Here is a 15,894-nt window from a genome sequence, read left to right as displayed (position 1 = left end):
GGTACGGCGCCTATCCTTGCGCGCGACACCATTGTGCCGGATCACTCGGGTGACCCTGCTGACGTATAGCGAAATACAACGCTGGGGCGTCCTGACCGCCACTGTTGCCTACAGTAGAGATCGACTCACCGGCTTTTACCACATCCCCCGCCGATTTAAGCAGGGTCTGGTTGTGGCCATACAAGCTCAGGTAGCCGTTGCCGTGATCGAGGATCACCAGCAGACCGGCACCGCGCAGCCAGTCGGCGAATACCACGCGGCCACCATGCACGGCATGCACCTGGCTGCCGGCGGCGGCGCCAATCATCACGCCGTCCCACTTGCTGCGCACATCGTCACCACGGGTTTCTCCGAAGCGCGCCAGCAATCGACCATCAACTGGCCATGGAAGTTTTCCGCGCGCTGCGGCAAAAGGGCCGCCGAATGATTCCCCTGCGCTGGAAACCAGTGGGCCGGGAGTGGAGCGAGGCGGCTTTCGCGGGCTGTCGTCACCGCGGTCGGCCAGCTCCTGGGCCTCACGCTGGCGCTTTTTTTCGGCTTCCTGCTGGGCGAGCAGCGCTTTCTGACGCGCCTCCTCTGCCTCGCGGGCCTGGCGAGCCAGGGTTTCCTCGATGGTTTTCAGGACTTTCGACAGGTCGGCCTGATCCTGTTCGCGGGCGGCGAGCTTCTGGTCGCGGTCCTTCACGTCCTGGTTAAGCTTGGCCAGGGCGGCCTGGCGCTCCTTGCGAACCTTGTCGAGTTCGTCGCGCTGGCTGTCGAGATCGCTTTTCTGCACCAGCAACTGGGCCTGCTGCAGGTTGATGTCCTTCTCGACATTGGCCAGTTGGCGCAGGGTTTCGTTGAAGTTCTTCAACTGTTCCAGGCGGGCCTTGCTCAGGTAGTCGTAATAGGTGAGGGTGCGGGCGAATTTTTCCGGATTCTGCTGGTTGAGCAGCAGCTTGAGGTATTCCTGGCGGCCGCTCTGGTAGGCGGCGCGGGCCTGGATGGCGATCAGTCGTTGCTGTTCAGTGCGCGCGCTCTGGAGTTTTTTTTTCTCTCCATCGAGCCGCTGCAGCTCGCTCTCGCTCTTTTTCAGCTCTTTTTGCAGGGCGTCGACCTGCTTCTCCAGCTTGCCCATTTCGGTTTCGGTGCCGCGCAGGTCTTTCTGCACGCCGGATTTTTCCTCCTGCAGCTTGCCCAGGAGCTTCTTCAGTTCGGCGATGTCCTGGCGCGTGGACTCCAACTGTTGCTGGGTTTGCGCGCGCTCGTCGGCGAAGGCCGGTTGGAGCAGGCAGGTCAGGGCTAGAGCGATAAGGGCGCGAAGCATGGGGCGGGCAGCACCTGAATACGAGACGGCCTAGTATGCCCGCCATACGTTGTAAAAAAAACGTCCAAAAGCGGTTGCTTTCAGGCGTTTCCGATAAAGAGGTAGGCCGACAGCACGCTGCCGGCCCGATTTTCAGCTTTTAACGGTCAGTCAGGATCGAAGTACCGGTCATCTCTTCGGGCTGTTTCAGGCCCAGCAGCTTGAGCATGGTCGGCGCCACGTCCGCCAGCACGCCGCCTTCACGGACTTTCAGGTCGCGCTTGCCGTAGTAGATGAACGGCACCGGCTCAGTGGTGTGGGCGGTGTGGGCCTGGCCGGTGCACTCGTCTTCCATCTGTTCGACGTTGCCGTGGTCGGCGGTGATCAGCGCCTCGCCGCCGACCTTTTCCAGGGCATCGACGATTCGTCCTACGCACAAATCCAGGCATTCCACGGCCTTGACGGCCGCATCGAACACGCCGCTGTGGCCGACCATATCGCCGTTTGCGTAGTTGACCACGATCACGTCATAGCGCTGGTTTTCGATGGCATCGACTATCCGGTCGGTGACCTCCGGTGCGCTCATCTCCGGTTGCAGGTCGTAGGTGGCGACTTTCGGCGACGGGATCAGGATGCGCTCCTCGCCCGGGAACGGTTCTTCGCGTCCGCCGGAGAAGAAGAAGGTCACGTGGGCGTACTTTTCGGTCTCGGCGATCCGCAACTGGGTCTTGCCGTTTTTCGCCAGGTAGTCGCCCAGCACGTTTTCCAGGCTGCCCGGCGCGAAGGCCGATGGCGCGGGAATGCTGGCGGCATACTGGGTCAGCATGACGAAACCGGCCAGCTTGGGCTGGCGGGCACGTTCGAATTCCTTGAAGCCGTCTTCGACGAACACCCGGCTCAGTTCGCGGGCACGGTCGGCACGGAAGTTCATGAACACCACGGCGTCGCCATCTTCGACCTTGACCTGCTCGCCAATGCTTGTGGCCTTGACGAATTCGTCGCTTTCACCGCGCCCGTACGCGGCCTGCAGGCCCTCCTGGGCAGTGGCGGCCTGGAATTCGGCCTGGCCGTCGACGATCAGGTTGTAGGCCTGGGCCACACGGTCCCAGCGGTTGTCGCGGTCCATGGCGAAGTAACGGCCGATCAGGCTGGCGATACGGCCCTTGCCCAGGGTGCGGAAGGTTTCATCCAGCAGCTCGATCGATGACTCGGCGCTCTTGGGCGGGGTGTCGCGGCCGTCGAGGAAGGCGTGCAGGTAGATTTTCTGTGCGCCGCGCTTGAACGCCAGTTCGGCCATGGCCACCAGGTGATCCTGGTGGCTGTGCACGCCGCCGTCAGACAGCAGGCCGAGGATATGCACCGCCTTGTCGGCGGCCACGGCCTGGTCCACAGCCTTGCAGATGGTCGGGTTCTCGAAGAACTCGCCGTCGCGGATCGCCTTGGTGACGCGGGTGAAATCCTGGTACACCACGCGACCGGCGCCGAGGTTCATGTGGCCAACTTCCGAGTTGCCCATCTGACCGTCCGGCAGGCCCACATCCATGCCGGAGCCCGAGATCAGGCCGTTGGGCATGCTTGCGGTGAGGCGGTCGAGCACCGGTTTCTTCGCCGAATAGACGGCGTTGTAGTCCTGGCTCTCGCTGTGACCGAAGCCATCCAGGATGATCAGGACCAAAGGTTTAGGCGTGGCAGTCATAGATCCCACTCGCGGCTGGATTGAAAGAACATGGAAAAAAGAGTCGCAGTTTAATGGCAAGTTCAAACGCAGTCACCGCCGGGCGGGGTTTGGCCGACCTTGACGGCTGTGTATACTGGCCGACATTTTAACGCCCTGGAACCTCCTGATGGTCGATCACCTGATTGCATTTGCCACTAACCACTACCTGTTGACCGGCGCCTTCGTCCTGCTGCTGGCCCTGCTGATCGCCCACGAGGCGAGCCGTGGTGGCGCGAGCCTGAGCACCGCGCAACTGACTGCGCTGGTCAACAAGGACCAGGCCGTGGTGATCGACCTGCGCCCGAGCAAGGACTTTGCCGCCGGCCATATCGTCGGTTCCCTGAACATTCCCCAGGACAAGCTGATGGCGCGCGTCGGCGAACTGGAAAAGCACAAGGCCAAGACCCTGATTCTGGTCGACGCCCAGGGCCAGCACTCCGGGACTCATGCCCGCGAACTGCTCAAGTCCGGCTTCACTGCGGCCAAGCTGTCCGGCGGTATTTCCAGTTGGAAAGCCGACAACCTGCCATTGGTGAAGTGATATGACCCAGGTTGTCGTCTATTCCAGTGACTATTGCCCCTATTGCTCGCGCGCCAAGCATCTGCTGGCGAGCAAGCAGGTCGCCTTCCAGGAGATCAAGGTCGATGGCAAGCCCCAGGTGCGCGCCGAGATGGCGCACAAGGCGGGGCGCACGTCCGTGCCGCAGATCTGGATCGGCAGCCAGCACATCGGTGGTTGCGACGACCTGTACGCTCTTGAGCGCGCCGGTAAACTCGACGCGTTGCTCAACGTCTGACTCTGAAACCCTAAAGACCCGAAGATCAAGAAGGATCTGCCATGACTGACCAACAGAACACCGCTGCCGACGAAGAAAGCCAACCGCAATTCTCCCTGCAGCGCATCTACGTGCGTGACCTGTCCTTCGAAGCTCCGAAAAGCCCGGCGATCTTCCGCCAGCAGTGGGAGCCGAGCGTCGGCCTGGACCTGAACACCCGCCAGAAAGCCCTGGAAGGCGACTTCCACGAAGTGGTGCTGACCCTGTCGGTGACCGTCAAGAATGGTGAAGAAGTTGCCTTCATCGCCGAAGTTCAGCAGGCAGGTATCTTCCTGATCAAGAACCTCGACGAGGCTTCGATGAGCCACACCCTGGGCGCGTTCTGCCCGAACATCCTGTTCCCGTACGCTCGTGAAGCGCTGGACAGCCTGGTGACCCGTGGTTCGTTCCCGGCACTGATGCTGGCTCCGGTGAACTTCGACGCGCTGTATGCGCAGGAAGTGCAGCGCCTGCAGCAGGAAGGTTCGGCGACTGTCCAGTAAGGACATCGCTGTGTGCATCGCACACAAATGAAAAAAGCGCCTTTGCGGCGCTTTTTTTATGCGGTGCAGCTTTAGACGGCTCCGCCGAATCCCAACTGGCGCCAGCCCTCGTAGACCGCCACCGCGACGGTGTTGGACAGGTTCAGGCTGCGGCAGCCTTCGCGCATTGGCAGGCGCAGGCGGTGTTCGCCCGGCAGGCTGTCGAGCACCTCGGCCGGTAGCCCGCGGCTTTCCGGGCCGAAGATAAAGGCATCGCCCTCGGCGAACCGGGTATCGTGGAACGGCCGCGAGCCCTTGGTGGTGAAGGCGAACAGGCGTGGATGCCCCAGGCTTTCCAGGCAGCTGGCCAGGTCCGGGTGGACCTTGAGCGTGGCATATTCGTGGTAGTCCAGGCCGGCGCGACGCAGGCGCTTGTCATCCAGTTCGAATCCGATGGGTTCGATCAAATGCAGATGGCAGCCGCTATTGGCGCACAGCCTGATAACGTTGCCGGTATTCGGCGGAATTTCTGGTTGAAAAAGGATGACGTGAAACATGCACGGCTCCGAAGATGAAGATGAGCAGCATTCTACTCCCGAAGAGGGCTCGCGACCGAAGCTAATGCTGCGGGTGATGGGCTCCCTGGCGATTTTCGGGTTGATGGTGGGGTTGATGATCGGTCGCCTGACCAATCCCGAGCCGGCACAGTTGCAGCAGGTCGATGCGGCGGACGACGCGCTGGTGGTGTGGTTTTCCAGCGAGCCGAAGGTCCATGGCGAGCGGGTGGACGGTACCGTGGCGCTGTTGTTCGATGCCGAGGGCAAGGCCCAGGGCGGCCGCCTGAAGATCGCCGGCAAGGACGCCAACTGGCGTGTGCGCCTGACCGACCAGGGGGTGCTGCTGACGTTGGTGGCCGCCCGGCCGTTGCGTGGCGAGTGGGCTGGGGCCAAGGTCGATGGGCGCTGGAGATTGGCGATCAATCTCCGTGAAGAATAAAAGAGGGAATCTCCGGCCTGCCTGTACCAAAGCTCCCTGAACGGTTCGGGGCTCGTCGCTATCAGCGGTATGAGCCCGGCTGTTAAAGAGGGGATTCTCGGCCTGCCTGTACCGAGGTCCCCGAAACGGCTGGGAATGGTCACTCTGGGTGGAGTGCCTTCCGGGTCAAAGATGGGGATTCCCGGCCTGCCTGTACCGGGGTCCCCAAAACCTGTGGGACTCGTCGCTCTGAGCGGTATGAGTCCCGGATGTAAAGAAGGGGATTCCCTGGCCTGCCTGTACCAGGGCCCCCAAAACTGGGTGATGCAGGGGTTATTGCAGAGGGCGTGCCAGTTTTGGAAAAAGTGCTTCAGGTTGTGTGGGGAATTTTCCTGAAGCGGCTGTAGGCCCCGGAATCCGGGGCGCTTCCCGGTAAGGTGCTTGGTGTGCTGGAAGGCAGGCGGCTCTGAAGGCTGCCCGATGACGGGTCAGGGTGCATTCTCGTGGTGCGTAGGTGGATGGCCGCCTGCGGCGGATCGTCGGAACGCCGCCCGCAGCAAGCCGGCTCCCACAAGGTTACGGAGCAAGCCGTGTTCCTCTTTGCTCCCACCAATAAAAAGCCCTCGGCAGCCAGGCTGTCGAGGGCTTTGTCCGATGCGGCGGGGCTCAGGCTTCTTCGCTGTCCTCGTCGTCACCGCCGTCGACCTTCATGCCCAGCTCCTTGATCTTGCGGGTCAAGGTATTGCGGCCCCAGCCCAGCAGCACGGCGGCGTCGCGGCGGCGGCCGGCGGTGTGCTTGAGCGCCGTCTCGATCATGATCCGCTCGAAGCTCGGTACGGCGCTGTCGAGCAGGCTCGACTGGCCGCGGGCCAGCGCCTGGTCGGCCCATTGGCGCAGGGCCTGCTCCCAGTTGGTGACTGGCGCCGAATCCTGGGGCAGGTTCAGCAGCTCTGGCGGCAGGTCGCTGATGTGCACCTCGCGGCCGGAAGCCATGACCGTGATCCAGCGGCAGGTGTTCTCCAACTGGCGTACGTTGCCCGGCCAGGGCAGGTTCTTCAGGTATTCCTCGGTTTCCGGCTTCAGCAGTTTGGGCTCCACCGACAGCTCCTGTGCCGCCCGGCCGAGGAAGTGCTTGGCCAGGGTCGGAATATCCTCGCGCCGGTCCGACAGCCGCGGGATATGGATGCGAATCACGTTCAGGCGGTGGAACAGGTCTTCGCGGAACTTACCGGCGTGCACCAGGGTTTCCAGGTTCTGGTGGGTCGCGGCGATGATCCGCACGTCGACCTTGACCGGCGTATGCCCGCCGACCCGGTAGAACTCGCCGTCCGCCAGCACTCGCAGCAGACGGGTCTGGGTATCCGCTGGCATATCGCCGATCTCGTCGAGAAACAGCGTGCCGCCGTCGGCCTGTTCGAAGCGTCCGCGGCGCAGGTTGGCCGCGCCGGTGAAGGCGCCCTTCTCGTGGCCGAACAGCTCCGACTCCATCAGGTCCTTGGGAATCGCCGCCATGTTCAATGCGATGAACGGCGATGCGGCCCGTGGGCTGTGGCGGTGCAGGGCGTGGGCGACCAGCTCCTTGCCGGTACCGGATTCGCCGTTGATCAGCACGGTGATGTTCGAGTGGCTCAGGCGACCGATCGCCCGAAACACTTCCTGCATCGCCGGTGCTTCACCGATGATCTCCGGGGTGCGAGTCAGTGTCGGCGGTGCATCCAGGCCCTGTTGCTCCTGGGCGTGCTGGTTGGCGCGCTTGACCAGCGAGACCGCCTCGTCGACATCGAACGGCTTGGGCAGGTATTCGAAGGCTCCGCCCTGGTAGGACGCGACAGCGCTGTCCAGGTCGGAATGAGCGGTCATGATGATCACCGGCAGGCGCGGGTGCTGCTCGCGAATCCGCGCCAGCAGGTCCAGGCCACTGGCGCCGGGCATGCGGATGTCGGAGATGATCACGTCCGGCTGCTGGCGGGCCAGGCGGCTCATCACGCCATCGGCACTGTCGAAGCTCTGGGTGGTCATGCCTTCCTGTTGCAGGGCTTTTTCCAGGACCCAACGGATAGAACGGTCGTCATCGACGATCCACACGGTTTCACTACGGCTCATGTCGATGTGGCTCCTTGTTCCAGGGGCAGGAAGATCGAGAATGTGGTGTGGCCGGGATGGCTATCGCACTCGATCAGGCCCTGATGCTGGCTGATGATGTTCTGGGTAATGGCCAGGCCCAGCCCGGTACCGTCGGGGCGACCGCTGACCATTGGATAGAAGATGGTTTCCTGAAGTTCGGCAGGAATGCCCGGACCGTTGTCGATGATCTCGATCTTGGTCACCAGGCGATGGCGCACGTGGCCGATGGTGAACTGGCGGATGGCCCGGGTGCGCAGGCTGATGCGGCCCAGGCGCAGCTCGTTCTGGCTGCTGATGGCCTGCATGGCGTTGCGCACGATATTGAGCACGGCCTGGATCATCTGCTCGCGGTCGATCAGCAGGTCGGGGATGCTCGGATCGTAGTCGCGCACCAGGGTGATGCAGCCCTGGCTCTCGGCCTCCACCAGGCTGCAGACTCGCTCCAGCACTTCGTGGACGTTGGTCATGGCCAGTGATGGCAGCTTGTTCGAGCCGAGCATGCGATCCACCAGATTCCGCAGGCGGTCGGCTTCCTCGATGATGACGTTGGTGTAGTCCTTGAGGCTTTCTTCCGGCAGCTCGCGGGACAGCAACTGGGCGGCGCCGCGAATCCCGCCGAGGGGGTTCTTGATCTCGTGGGCGAGGCCGCGCACCAGCATCTTGGTGGTTTCCTGCTTGGACAGCTGGGCCTCCTCCTTGGTGATGCGCAGCAGCCGGTCGCGGGGGTGGACCTCCAGTAGCAGCAGGGTTTCGCCCTGGCTGAGGATGGGTGTCACGGCATAGTCGACGGTCAGGGTCTGGCCGGTCAGGGCGGTCAGCATGGCTTCGCGCTTGGTGAACGGATGCGCTTGCTCGACTGCCTGGCGCAGGGAGTTCAGCGCTTCGGTCGACTCTGTGAACAGCTCGCTGATGAATTGACCATGGCTGCGCTGGCCGCTGATGGCGAGCAACATTTCGGCCGCGGGGTTCATGTACTCGAGGCGCAAGTCGGCATTGAGCAGGATGGTCGCGGTGGTCAGGTTGTCCAGTAACAGTCTGTGCAGGGCGTCGCTGATGGTCATGGGGACCTCTTTTGGAGCATGTCAAACGGGGGTGGTCCCGTTTGCGCGCGAACAAGGCGCCGATATCGGGAAAATGCAAAAACCAAACCAAGGCTCCGAAAAGAAGCGCAAACGGCCTGAAATGGGCGTTTCAGGCTCGATTGAGTGGCGTTCTTCGGGCTATGGCGGGTCATTTCGAACCAAAATGGGCTCGGCGCCGGATAGAAGGGTAGTTTAGTGCACTGATTTGGTGCTTTTGTGTTCCGAGCTACAGAAACGGCAGGATGCTGCTTTTTTCTTCCTCGGGTTTGTCCGCCAGCGGGCATTCTGGCCGCTGGCCGTACTCGGCCAGTTGGCAGGGTTGGGCCTGGCGTTTCTGGTTGAGGGACATGCGCACCATGTGGAATGGCTGGTTGGCGGTGCGCTCGGCAATGCGGCCCTGGTCGTCGAGGATTTCCACGGCAAGCTGGTGGGTGCCGCGGTCGATATTCTCCAGGGCGAACACCGGGCTGGTGCCGGCCTCCCCGGTGGGCTTGCCATCCAGCAGCAGGCGGTAGCCGTGACCGGCCTGCAAGCCGGGCTCGCTGGTGACGCTGACGATCAGGTTACCCTCGGCACTGCGAACCGTGGCGTCCGGGTCGGGTACCAGGACGCGGACCATCTGGTAGTGGAAGATCGGGCCGGGGCCGGGGTTGGCCTTGCTGGCGGTAGGTCTCGTCGGTTGGCTGCGGGGATTGGCCGGCATGCGGTTGCTCGGCGCCAGCGGCACGCGTGTCGCCCCCTTGTGGGGCTGGTCGGTGAAGACCCGGTTACCCTGGCTGTCTATGTAGGTGTAGACCTCGGCCGCTGCTGGCAGGGCAACGAGCGGCAATGCCAGGCCCAGGGCTCGAATGAACGGTCGAGTCATGAACGGCTCAAGGCTTGTGTACCCGTTGCACGGTGAACGGCACGACAGGGCTCTGCTGCACCACCTTCTCGCCTTCCAGGGCCTGCACGCCGAGGGTGTGCTCGCCACGGTCGACGTTCACCAGTTGCAGGCGCGGGACATTGCTCGGCTGGCCATAGGGCGTGCCGTCGAGTACCAGTCGCAACAGGTGCTGGCGTTGCAGGCGCGGCTCGATCTTCACGCCGACGGTGAAGGTGCCGTTGTTGGCGCGCAGGGCTTCCTCGGTCGGGATGTCCGTCAGTTCGAACACGTTGTAGGGTGCTGCGGTTTCCTGTGTGCCCGTGGTTGGGGCGATGGCAGGCCGGATCGGCGTCGGGGTGCCCGGCTTCTGCGTCTCGACGCTGTTGAGCGGTGGCAACTCCACGGTCTGGGCGGCCGTGCCGTCGGGCGGCTGGCTGCTGTAGGCGGTGTTGCCATTGGCATCGGTGTACTTGTAGATCTGCGCCGACACCGGCAGGGTGAAGGCCAGCAGCAGATAGAGCAGGGGTCGACCCATGACGGCTCCCGGTGAACGTGCTGATCGTGATAAGCTGTCAGCATAGAGCAGAACCGTCGCTCCTTTCACTGTGTGCGCAGGCACAATTCGCCCACGGCGCGTACCAGGGCCAGGTCGTGGATGCTGTCGGAGGCCAGGTCACGGCGTGCCTGGGTCAGCCACGCCGGGCAGTGCGGATCCTGCCGATAGGGGGCGAACGCGGCGTAATGCTGCAGCAGCTTGATCTGCAACTGGTCCATCACGGGGCGGATCTGCGTGACCAGGTCGGGTCTGGCGATCACCGGCGCCTTGCCGGCGCTCCGCCATTTGGCCAGCAGGGCGTATTGCACCAGCTTGTTGGCTTCGATCTGGGCCGCAACGAACGGGCCGATCTCATCCGGCTTGAGCTGATAGGTTTGCGCCTGTTGCTGGGCGTTGGCGATCACCTGCTGTTCGCGCGTGATGTCCTCGACCGGCTTGCCGCTGTCCCATTTGGTCAGGGCCACCTGGTTGGCGATGGTCAGGCGTTCGCTGATGGTCTGCAGCAGCGGGCCCAGGCTATCCGGGGCGGGTGGATTGGCGGCCAGCGCGCTGGTACTCAGGCAGGTGGCTAGCAGCAGGCTGGCGATGCGGTTTTTCGGCGACATGGCGGGCTTCGACTTTCCGGTGGCGGGGCAGGGGCCAGAGTTAACGTCACAAGGCCATGCCAGCGCCAGCGCATTTTCATGAAAAACCGCGGGTGTCCGGTTTTTGTAGCGCACATGAAAACGCCCCGTCTCTTTCGAGACGGGGCGCTTGCTCAAGCTACGCCTGCGCGGGCAGACGCGACCGGATCAGCAGCTGTAGTACAGCTCGTACTCCAGTGGGTGTACGAAGGTACGTACCTTGATTTCTTCTTCGCTCTTCAGCTCGATATAGGCATCGATGAAGTCGTCGCTGAACACGCCGCCCTTGGTCAGGAACGCACGGCCCTTGTCCAGTTCTTCCAGGGCTTCTTTCAGGCTACCGCAAACCTGTGGGATTTCCTTGGCCTCTTCAGGCGGCAGGTCGTACAGGTTCTTGTCGGCAGCGTCGCCTGGGTGGATCTTGTTCTGGATACCGTCCAGGCCCGCCATCATCAGGGCAGCGAAGGCCAGGTATGGGTTGGCAGCCGGGTCCGGGAAACGAGCTTCGATACGACGAGCCTTGGGGCTGTTGACGTAAGGAATGCGGATCGAGGCGGAACGGTTGCGAGCCGAGTAGGCCAGCATTACTGGAGCTTCGAAGCCTGGGACCAGACGCTTGTAGGAGTTGGTCGAAGGGTTGGTGAAGCCGTTCAGGGCCTTGCCGTGCTTGATGATACCGCCGATGAAGTACAGGGCGGTGTCGGACAGGCCGGCATAACCTTCGCCAGAGAAGGTGTTCTTGCCTTCCTTGGAGATGGAAACGTGAACGTGCATGCCCGAGCCGTTGTCGCCGTACAGTGGCTTCGGCATGAAGGTAGCGGTGCGGCCGTAGGCGTCAGCCACGTTGTGCACGACATACTTCAGGGTCTGGACTTCGTCAGCCTTGGCAACCAGGGTGTTGAACTTCACACCGATTTCGTTCTGGCCGGCAGTCGCCACTTCGTGGTGGTGAACTTCGACGGTCTGGCCCATTTCTTCCAGCGCGTTGCACATGGAAGTACGGATTTCGTGGTCGTGGTCGAACGGTGGAACCGGGAAGTAGCCGCCTTTCACGCCTGGACGGTGGCCCTTGTTGCCGCCTTCCACGTCCTGGTCGGACATCCACGAACCCTGTTCGGAGAAGATCTTGAACATCGAACCGGAAATGTCGGACTTGAATTTCACCGAGTCGAAGATGAAGAACTCAGGCTCAGGACCGAAGAAGGCGGTGTCGCCGATACCGGTGGACTTCAGGTATTCCTCGGCGCGACGGGCGATTGCACGTGGGTCGCGGTCGTAGCCCTGCATGGTCGAAGGTTCGATCACGTCGCAGACCAGGATCAGGGTCGGCTCTTCGGTGAACGGGTCGAGCACGGCGGTGCTGTCGTCCGGCATCAGGATCATGTCGGAGGCTTCGATGCCTTTCCAGCCAGCGATGGAGGAGCCATCGAACATCTTGCCGATTTCGAAGAAATCGTCGTCCAGCGCATCGCGAGCCGGCATGGTCACGTGGTGCTGAGTACCTTTGGTGTCCGTGAAGCGCAGATCAATCCATTTAACGTCATGATCTTTGATGAGTTGAACCGACTTCGACATGGTGTCCTCCGGGTGGCTTCGGGCTGGGTGTTGGAGTAGCCCTGAAATAGTAGTGATGCCGGCGCGAATACTCGGCCAAGGCAACCTGCCTCACAAGGGAGCAAATTGCATGCCAGTGCCCCGTCATGGGTTTTTTGCCCCAATCTCAAGCGTTCCAGCCAGCATAGGAGAATTTCAGGGCGCATATCGCACCTTTGTGGTGCCAAAAAATGTCAATACGACCCTTTTTGGTGCGATGAAAACCGTCTGTACAATAACTGGTCAAACCTTGAGCAATTTCCGCTATAATCCGCGCCCCACTTTTTCGGCCGGCCCGTCGCGCGCTGTTTTCATGAAACTAATCGTAAAAGTCTTCCCCGAAATCACCATCAAGAGCCGTCCGGTGCGGACGCGCTTCATTCGTCAGTTGGCGAAGAACATCCGTGCCGTGCTCAAGGACCTGGACCCGGCCGTGGTGGTGAATGGCGTGTGGGACAACCTCGAGCTGGAAACCGCGCTGACCGATCCGAAGGCGTTGCACGAGTTCAAGGAGCGCCTGTGCTGCACGCCGGGTATCGCGCACCTGCTGCAGGTCGACGAATACCCGCTGGGCGACTTCGACGACATCACCGCCAAATGCCTGCAGCACTACGCTGATGTGCTGCCGGGCAAGATCTTCTCGGTGCGTTGCAAGCGCGGTGGCAAGCACAGCTTCAGTTCGATGGATGTCGAAAAGCACGTTGGCAGTCGCCTGCGGCGTGAATGCGGCGCGGCGGGGATTTCCCTGAAGGATCCGGAAATCGAGGTGCGGATCGAGATTCGCGACCAGCGGTTGTTCGTCATCCACGGCCAGCACGAAGGCCTCGGCGGTTTCCCGCTGGGCTCGGTGGAGCAGACCGTGACGCTGATGTCCGGTGGCTTCGACTCCACCGTGGCCGCCTACCAGATGATGCGTCGCGGCCTGATGACCCACTTCTGCTTCTTCAACCTGGGTGGCCGCGCCCACGAGCTGGGGGTGATGGAAGTCGCCCACTACCTGTGGAAGAAGTACGGCAGCTCCCATCGCGTGCTGTTCATCAGCGTGCCGTTCGAGGAAGTGCTGGGAGAAATTCTCGGTAAAGTCGATAACGGTCATATGGGCGTAGTATTGAAGCGTATGATGTTGCGGGCGGCTTCGGCGATGGCTGAGCGGCTGCACATCGACGCGCTGGTCACCGGCGAGGCGATTTCCCAGGTGTCCAGCCAGACGCTGCCGAACCTGTCGGTGATCGACTGCGTGACCGACAAGCTGGTGATCCGCCCGCTGATCGCCAGCCACAAGCAGGACATCATCGACCTGGCCGACCAGATCGGTACCGGCAACTTCGCCCGGCACATGCCTGAGTACTGCGGGGTGATTTCGGTCAATCCCAAGACCAACGCCAAGCGCTACCGCGTGGAGCACGAAGAGAAAGAATTCGACATGGCGATCCTCGAGCGTGCGCTCGAGCGCGCCAAGCTGGTCTCGATCGATCATGTGATCGACGAACTGGGCCAGGATCTGCAGATCGAAGAAGTCAGCGAGGCGCTGGCGGGCCATATCGTCATCGACATCCGTCACCCGGATGCCCAGGACGATGAGCCGCTGGAACTGGCTGGCATCGAGGTACAAACGATGCCGTTCTATGCACTGAATGCTCGTTTCAAGGAACTGGACCCTACTCGCCAGTACCTGTTGTATTGCGACAAAGGCGTGATGAGTCGCCTGCATGCCCACCATTTGCTCAGTGAGGGGCATGCCAATGTGCGCGTTTATCGACCGAGCTAAGTGCCCGGGGCTGTTTGCCTGTGGCCTGCGTCACCGGCCCCCCGACGCCGCCGTCAAGCTGTAACGGCCACGCCGGACACTACCGTCAATCGCTGCCAAGACTTGTCAGCACACCGAATCCTCTGATCGAGATACACAAGTGATCGAAAATCTACGCAACATCGCCATCATCGCCCACGTTGACCATGGCAAGACCACCCTGGTTGACAAACTGCTGCGTCAATCCGGCACCCTGGAGCGCAACGAGCTCAACGACGAGCGCGTGATGGACTCCAACGACCAGGAAAAAGAGCGCGGCATTACCATTCTGGCGAAAAACACCGCCATCAACTGGAACGGCTACCACATCAACATCGTCGACACCCCCGGCCACGCCGACTTCGGTGGCGAGGTTGAGCGCGTAATGTCGATGGTCGACTCCGTGCTGCTGCTGGTCGACGCCCAGGACGGCCCTATGCCGCAAACCCGCTTCGTGACCAAGAAGGCGTTCGAAGCCGGTCTGAAGCCGATCGTTGTGATCAACAAGGTCGACCGTCCGGGCGCGCGTCCTGACTGGGTTCTGGACCAGATCTTCGACCTGTTCGACAACCTGGGTGCCACCGACGAACAGCTGGACTTCAAGGTCGTCTACGCCTCGGCCCTGAACGGCATCGCCGGCCTGGACCACACCGACATGGCCGAAGACATGACTCCGCTGTACCAGTCGATCGTCGACAACGTACCTGCGCCGTCGGTTGACCGTGACGGTCCGTTCCAGATGCAGATCTCCGCCCTGGACTACAACAGCTTCCTCGGCGTGATCGGTGTTGGCCGTATCGCTCGCGGTCGCGTCAAGCCAAACACCCCGGTGGTGGCGATCGACGTCGACGGCAAGAAGCGCAACGGTCGTATCCTGAAGCTGATGGGTCACCACGGCCTGCACCGTGTCGACGTTGAAGAAGCTGCTGCCGGTGACATCGTCTGCATCAGCGGTTTCGACGAGCTGTTCATCTCCGACACCCTGTGCGACATGAACAACGTTGAAGCGATGAAGCCGCTGACCGTTGACGAGCCAACCGTTTCCATGACCTTCCAGGTCAACGACTCGCCATTCTGCGGCAAGGAAGGCAAGTTCGTGACCTCCCGTAACATCAAGGAGCGTCTGGACAAGGAGCTGCTGTACAACGTGGCACTGCGCGTTGAAGAAGGCGACTCGGCTGACAAGTTCAAGGTTTCCGGCCGTGGTGAGCTGCACCTGTCGGTTCTGATCGAAACCATGCGTCGCGAAGGCTTCGAGATGGCCGTGGGCCGTCCTGAAGTGATCATCCGCGAAGTGAACGGCACCAAACAGGAACCGTTCGAAAACGTCACCATCGACATCCCTGAAGAATCCCAGGGCAAGGTCATGGAAGAGATGGGCCTGCGTAAGGGCGACCTGACCAACATGGCGCCGGATGGCAAGGGCCGTGTCCGTCTGGAATACAACATTCCAGCACGTGGTCTGATCGGTTTCCGTAACCAGTTCCTGACCCTGACCAACGGTGCGGGCATCCTGACCTCGATCTTCGATCGCTACGACACCATGAAGTCCGGCCACATGTCCGGCCGCCTGAACGGTGTTCTGGTATCGGTAGAAACCGGCAAGGCCCTGACCTACTCCCTGGAAACCCTGCAGGCGCGCGGCAAGCTGTTCGTCGAGCACGGCCAGGAGATCTACAACGGTCAGATCATCGGTCTGAACAGCCGTGACAACGACCTGGGCGTCAACCCGACCAAGGGCAAGAAGCTCGACAACATGCGTGCTTCGGGTAAAGACGAAACCATCGCCCTGGTTCCGCCGGTTCGCCACACTCTGGAACAGGCCCTGGAATTCATCCAGGACGACGAGCTGTGCGAAGTCACGCCGAAGTCGATCCGCCTGCGCAAGAAGATCCTGGACGAAGGCGAGCGTACCCGCGCTGCCAAGAAAGCCAAGGCTTGATCTTCTAGCCCCGGCTGAATGAAAAACGCCCCCGGTCGCAAGGCCGGGG

Annotated in this window: 15 protein-coding genes; 6 read left to right on the top strand and 9 right to left on the bottom strand. The window is 61.8% G+C overall.

The annotated features are described in order from the left end of the window. Positions 1-10: 10 nt before the first annotated feature. Together AC6I6U_RS01590 and gpmI are read right to left on the bottom strand one after the other, a co-directional pair. On the bottom strand, positions 11-1,306 hold the full coding sequence (locus tag AC6I6U_RS01590) for a murein hydrolase activator EnvC family protein (RefSeq protein ID WP_497880341.1): 1,296 nt from the start codon (positions 1,304-1,306) through the stop codon (positions 11-13). A 139-nt stretch (positions 1,307-1,445) separates the two neighbouring features. Further along, positions 1,446-2,981, bottom strand: a complete 1,536-nt coding sequence (gpmI, locus tag AC6I6U_RS01585; protein WP_497880340.1) for a 2,3-bisphosphoglycerate-independent phosphoglycerate mutase — start codon at positions 2,979-2,981, stop codon at positions 1,446-1,448. Positions 2,982-3,129: 148 nt separating this feature from the next. On the opposite strand from gpmI, the gene AC6I6U_RS01580 reads away from it, so the two are divergent. The 3 genes from AC6I6U_RS01580 to secB are packed head-to-tail and all read left to right on the top strand — an operon-like array spanning position 3,130 to position 4,320. Continuing rightward, complete coding sequence (locus AC6I6U_RS01580) at positions 3,130-3,543, top strand: rhodanese-like domain-containing protein (RefSeq protein WP_497880339.1); 414 nt, start codon at positions 3,130-3,132, stop codon at positions 3,541-3,543. A 1-nt stretch (position 3,544) separates the two neighbouring features. Beyond that, a complete protein-coding gene (gene grxC, locus AC6I6U_RS01575) occupies positions 3,545-3,799 on the top strand; it encodes a glutaredoxin 3 (RefSeq protein ID WP_497880338.1) in 255 nt (84 codons plus the stop codon). Between the two features lie 41 nt (positions 3,800-3,840). Further along, on the top strand, positions 3,841-4,320 hold the full coding sequence (gene secB / locus AC6I6U_RS01570) for a protein-export chaperone SecB (protein WP_497880337.1): 480 nt from the start codon (positions 3,841-3,843) through the stop codon (positions 4,318-4,320). Positions 4,321-4,391: 71 nt separating this feature from the next. Here the strand turns inward: secB and AC6I6U_RS01565 are convergent, their stop codons facing one another. Next, on the bottom strand, positions 4,392-4,856 hold the full coding sequence (locus AC6I6U_RS01565; RefSeq protein ID WP_497880336.1) for a tRNA (cytidine(34)-2'-O)-methyltransferase: 465 nt from the start codon (positions 4,854-4,856) through the stop codon (positions 4,392-4,394). Between AC6I6U_RS01565 and AC6I6U_RS01560 the strand changes: the two genes are divergently transcribed. Next, a complete protein-coding gene (locus tag AC6I6U_RS01560; protein ID WP_497880335.1) occupies positions 4,855-5,295 on the top strand; it encodes a hypothetical protein in 441 nt (146 codons plus the stop codon). The two genes, AC6I6U_RS01565 and AC6I6U_RS01560, sit on opposite strands and share 2 nt — an antisense overlap. A gap of 645 nt (positions 5,296-5,940) precedes the next feature. Here AC6I6U_RS01560 and ntrC read toward each other — a convergent pair. The 6 genes from ntrC to glnA all read right to left on the bottom strand — a co-directional run bounded on the left by ntrC (position 5,941) and on the right by glnA (position 12,099). Then, a complete protein-coding gene (ntrC, locus tag AC6I6U_RS01555; protein WP_054057998.1) occupies positions 5,941-7,377 on the bottom strand; it encodes a nitrogen regulation protein NR(I) in 1,437 nt (478 codons plus the stop codon). Beyond that, positions 7,374-8,459 carry a nitrogen regulation protein NR(II) gene (glnL, locus tag AC6I6U_RS01550; RefSeq protein WP_497880334.1) on the bottom strand — a complete coding sequence of 362 codons (1,086 nt, stop codon included), beginning with the start codon at positions 8,457-8,459 and terminating at the stop codon, positions 7,374-7,376. The genes ntrC and glnL overlap by 4 nt, the downstream gene beginning before the upstream one ends. Positions 8,460-8,706: 247 nt before the next feature. Then, positions 8,707-9,345 carry a DUF4124 domain-containing protein gene (locus AC6I6U_RS01545; protein ID WP_497880333.1) on the bottom strand — a complete coding sequence of 213 codons (639 nt, stop codon included), beginning with the start codon at positions 9,343-9,345 and terminating at the stop codon, positions 8,707-8,709. Positions 9,346-9,352: 7 nt separating this feature from the next. Next, positions 9,353-9,880 carry a DUF4124 domain-containing protein gene (locus AC6I6U_RS01540; RefSeq protein ID WP_497880332.1) on the bottom strand — a complete coding sequence of 176 codons (528 nt, stop codon included), beginning with the start codon at positions 9,878-9,880 and terminating at the stop codon, positions 9,353-9,355. Positions 9,881-9,945: 65 nt separating this feature from the next. Then, entirely contained in the window at positions 9,946-10,506 is a 561-nt protein-coding gene (locus AC6I6U_RS01535) for a chorismate mutase (protein ID WP_497880331.1), read from the bottom strand. A 186-nt stretch (positions 10,507-10,692) separates the two neighbouring features. Then, on the bottom strand, positions 10,693-12,099 hold the full coding sequence (gene glnA / locus AC6I6U_RS01530) for a type I glutamate--ammonia ligase (protein WP_497880330.1): 1,407 nt from the start codon (positions 12,097-12,099) through the stop codon (positions 10,693-10,695). Between the two features lie 331 nt (positions 12,100-12,430). On the opposite strand from glnA, the gene thiI reads away from it, so the two are divergent. After that, a complete protein-coding gene (thiI, locus tag AC6I6U_RS01525) occupies positions 12,431-13,885 on the top strand; it encodes a tRNA uracil 4-sulfurtransferase ThiI (RefSeq protein ID WP_497880329.1) in 1,455 nt (484 codons plus the stop codon). Positions 13,886-14,024: 139 nt separating this feature from the next. Beyond that, positions 14,025-15,845 (top strand): translational GTPase TypA, encoded by a 1,821-nt coding sequence (typA, locus tag AC6I6U_RS01520; protein ID WP_497880328.1) that lies wholly within the window; start codon positions 14,025-14,027, stop codon positions 15,843-15,845. The last annotated feature ends 49 nt before the right edge of the window (positions 15,846-15,894 follow it).

The sequence above is a fragment of the Pseudomonas sp. UTLPPB19802 genome (assembly GCF_059730225.1).
This window is presented reverse-complemented; position numbering and strand designations above follow the sequence as displayed.

Bases quoted from the DNA above. Each gene is read 5' to 3' on its own strand.
- grxC (WP_497880338.1), top strand. From the start codon at position 3,545: ATGACCCAGGTTGTCGTCTATTCCAGTGACTATTGCCCCTATTGCTCG.
- AC6I6U_RS01535 (WP_497880331.1), bottom strand. From the start codon at position 10,506: ATGTCGCCGAAAAACCGCATCGCCAGCCTGCTGCTAGCCACCTGCCTG.
- glnL (WP_497880334.1), bottom strand. From the start codon at position 8,459: ATGACCATCAGCGACGCCCTGCACAGACTGTTACTGGACAACCTGACC.
- AC6I6U_RS01565 (WP_497880336.1), bottom strand. From the start codon at position 4,856: ATGTTTCACGTCATCCTTTTTCAACCAGAAATTCCGCCGAATACCGGC.
- thiI (WP_497880329.1), top strand. From the start codon at position 12,431: ATGAAACTAATCGTAAAAGTCTTCCCCGAAATCACCATCAAGAGCCGT.
- AC6I6U_RS01560 (WP_497880335.1), top strand. From the start codon at position 4,855: ATGCACGGCTCCGAAGATGAAGATGAGCAGCATTCTACTCCCGAAGAG.
- AC6I6U_RS01540 (WP_497880332.1), bottom strand. From the start codon at position 9,880: ATGGGTCGACCCCTGCTCTATCTGCTGCTGGCCTTCACCCTGCCGGTG.
- ntrC (WP_054057998.1), bottom strand. From the start codon at position 7,377: ATGAGCCGTAGTGAAACCGTGTGGATCGTCGATGACGACCGTTCTATC.
- secB (WP_497880337.1), top strand. From the start codon at position 3,841: ATGACTGACCAACAGAACACCGCTGCCGACGAAGAAAGCCAACCGCAA.
- AC6I6U_RS01545 (WP_497880333.1), bottom strand. From the start codon at position 9,345: ATGACTCGACCGTTCATTCGAGCCCTGGGCCTGGCATTGCCGCTCGTT.
- glnA (WP_497880330.1), bottom strand. From the start codon at position 12,099: ATGTCGAAGTCGGTTCAACTCATCAAAGATCATGACGTTAAATGGATT.
- AC6I6U_RS01590 (WP_497880341.1), bottom strand. From the start codon at position 1,306: ATGCTTCGCGCCCTTATCGCTCTAGCCCTGACCTGCCTGCTCCAACCG.
- gpmI (WP_497880340.1), bottom strand. From the start codon at position 2,981: ATGACTGCCACGCCTAAACCTTTGGTCCTGATCATCCTGGATGGCTTC.
- AC6I6U_RS01580 (WP_497880339.1), top strand. From the start codon at position 3,130: ATGGTCGATCACCTGATTGCATTTGCCACTAACCACTACCTGTTGACC.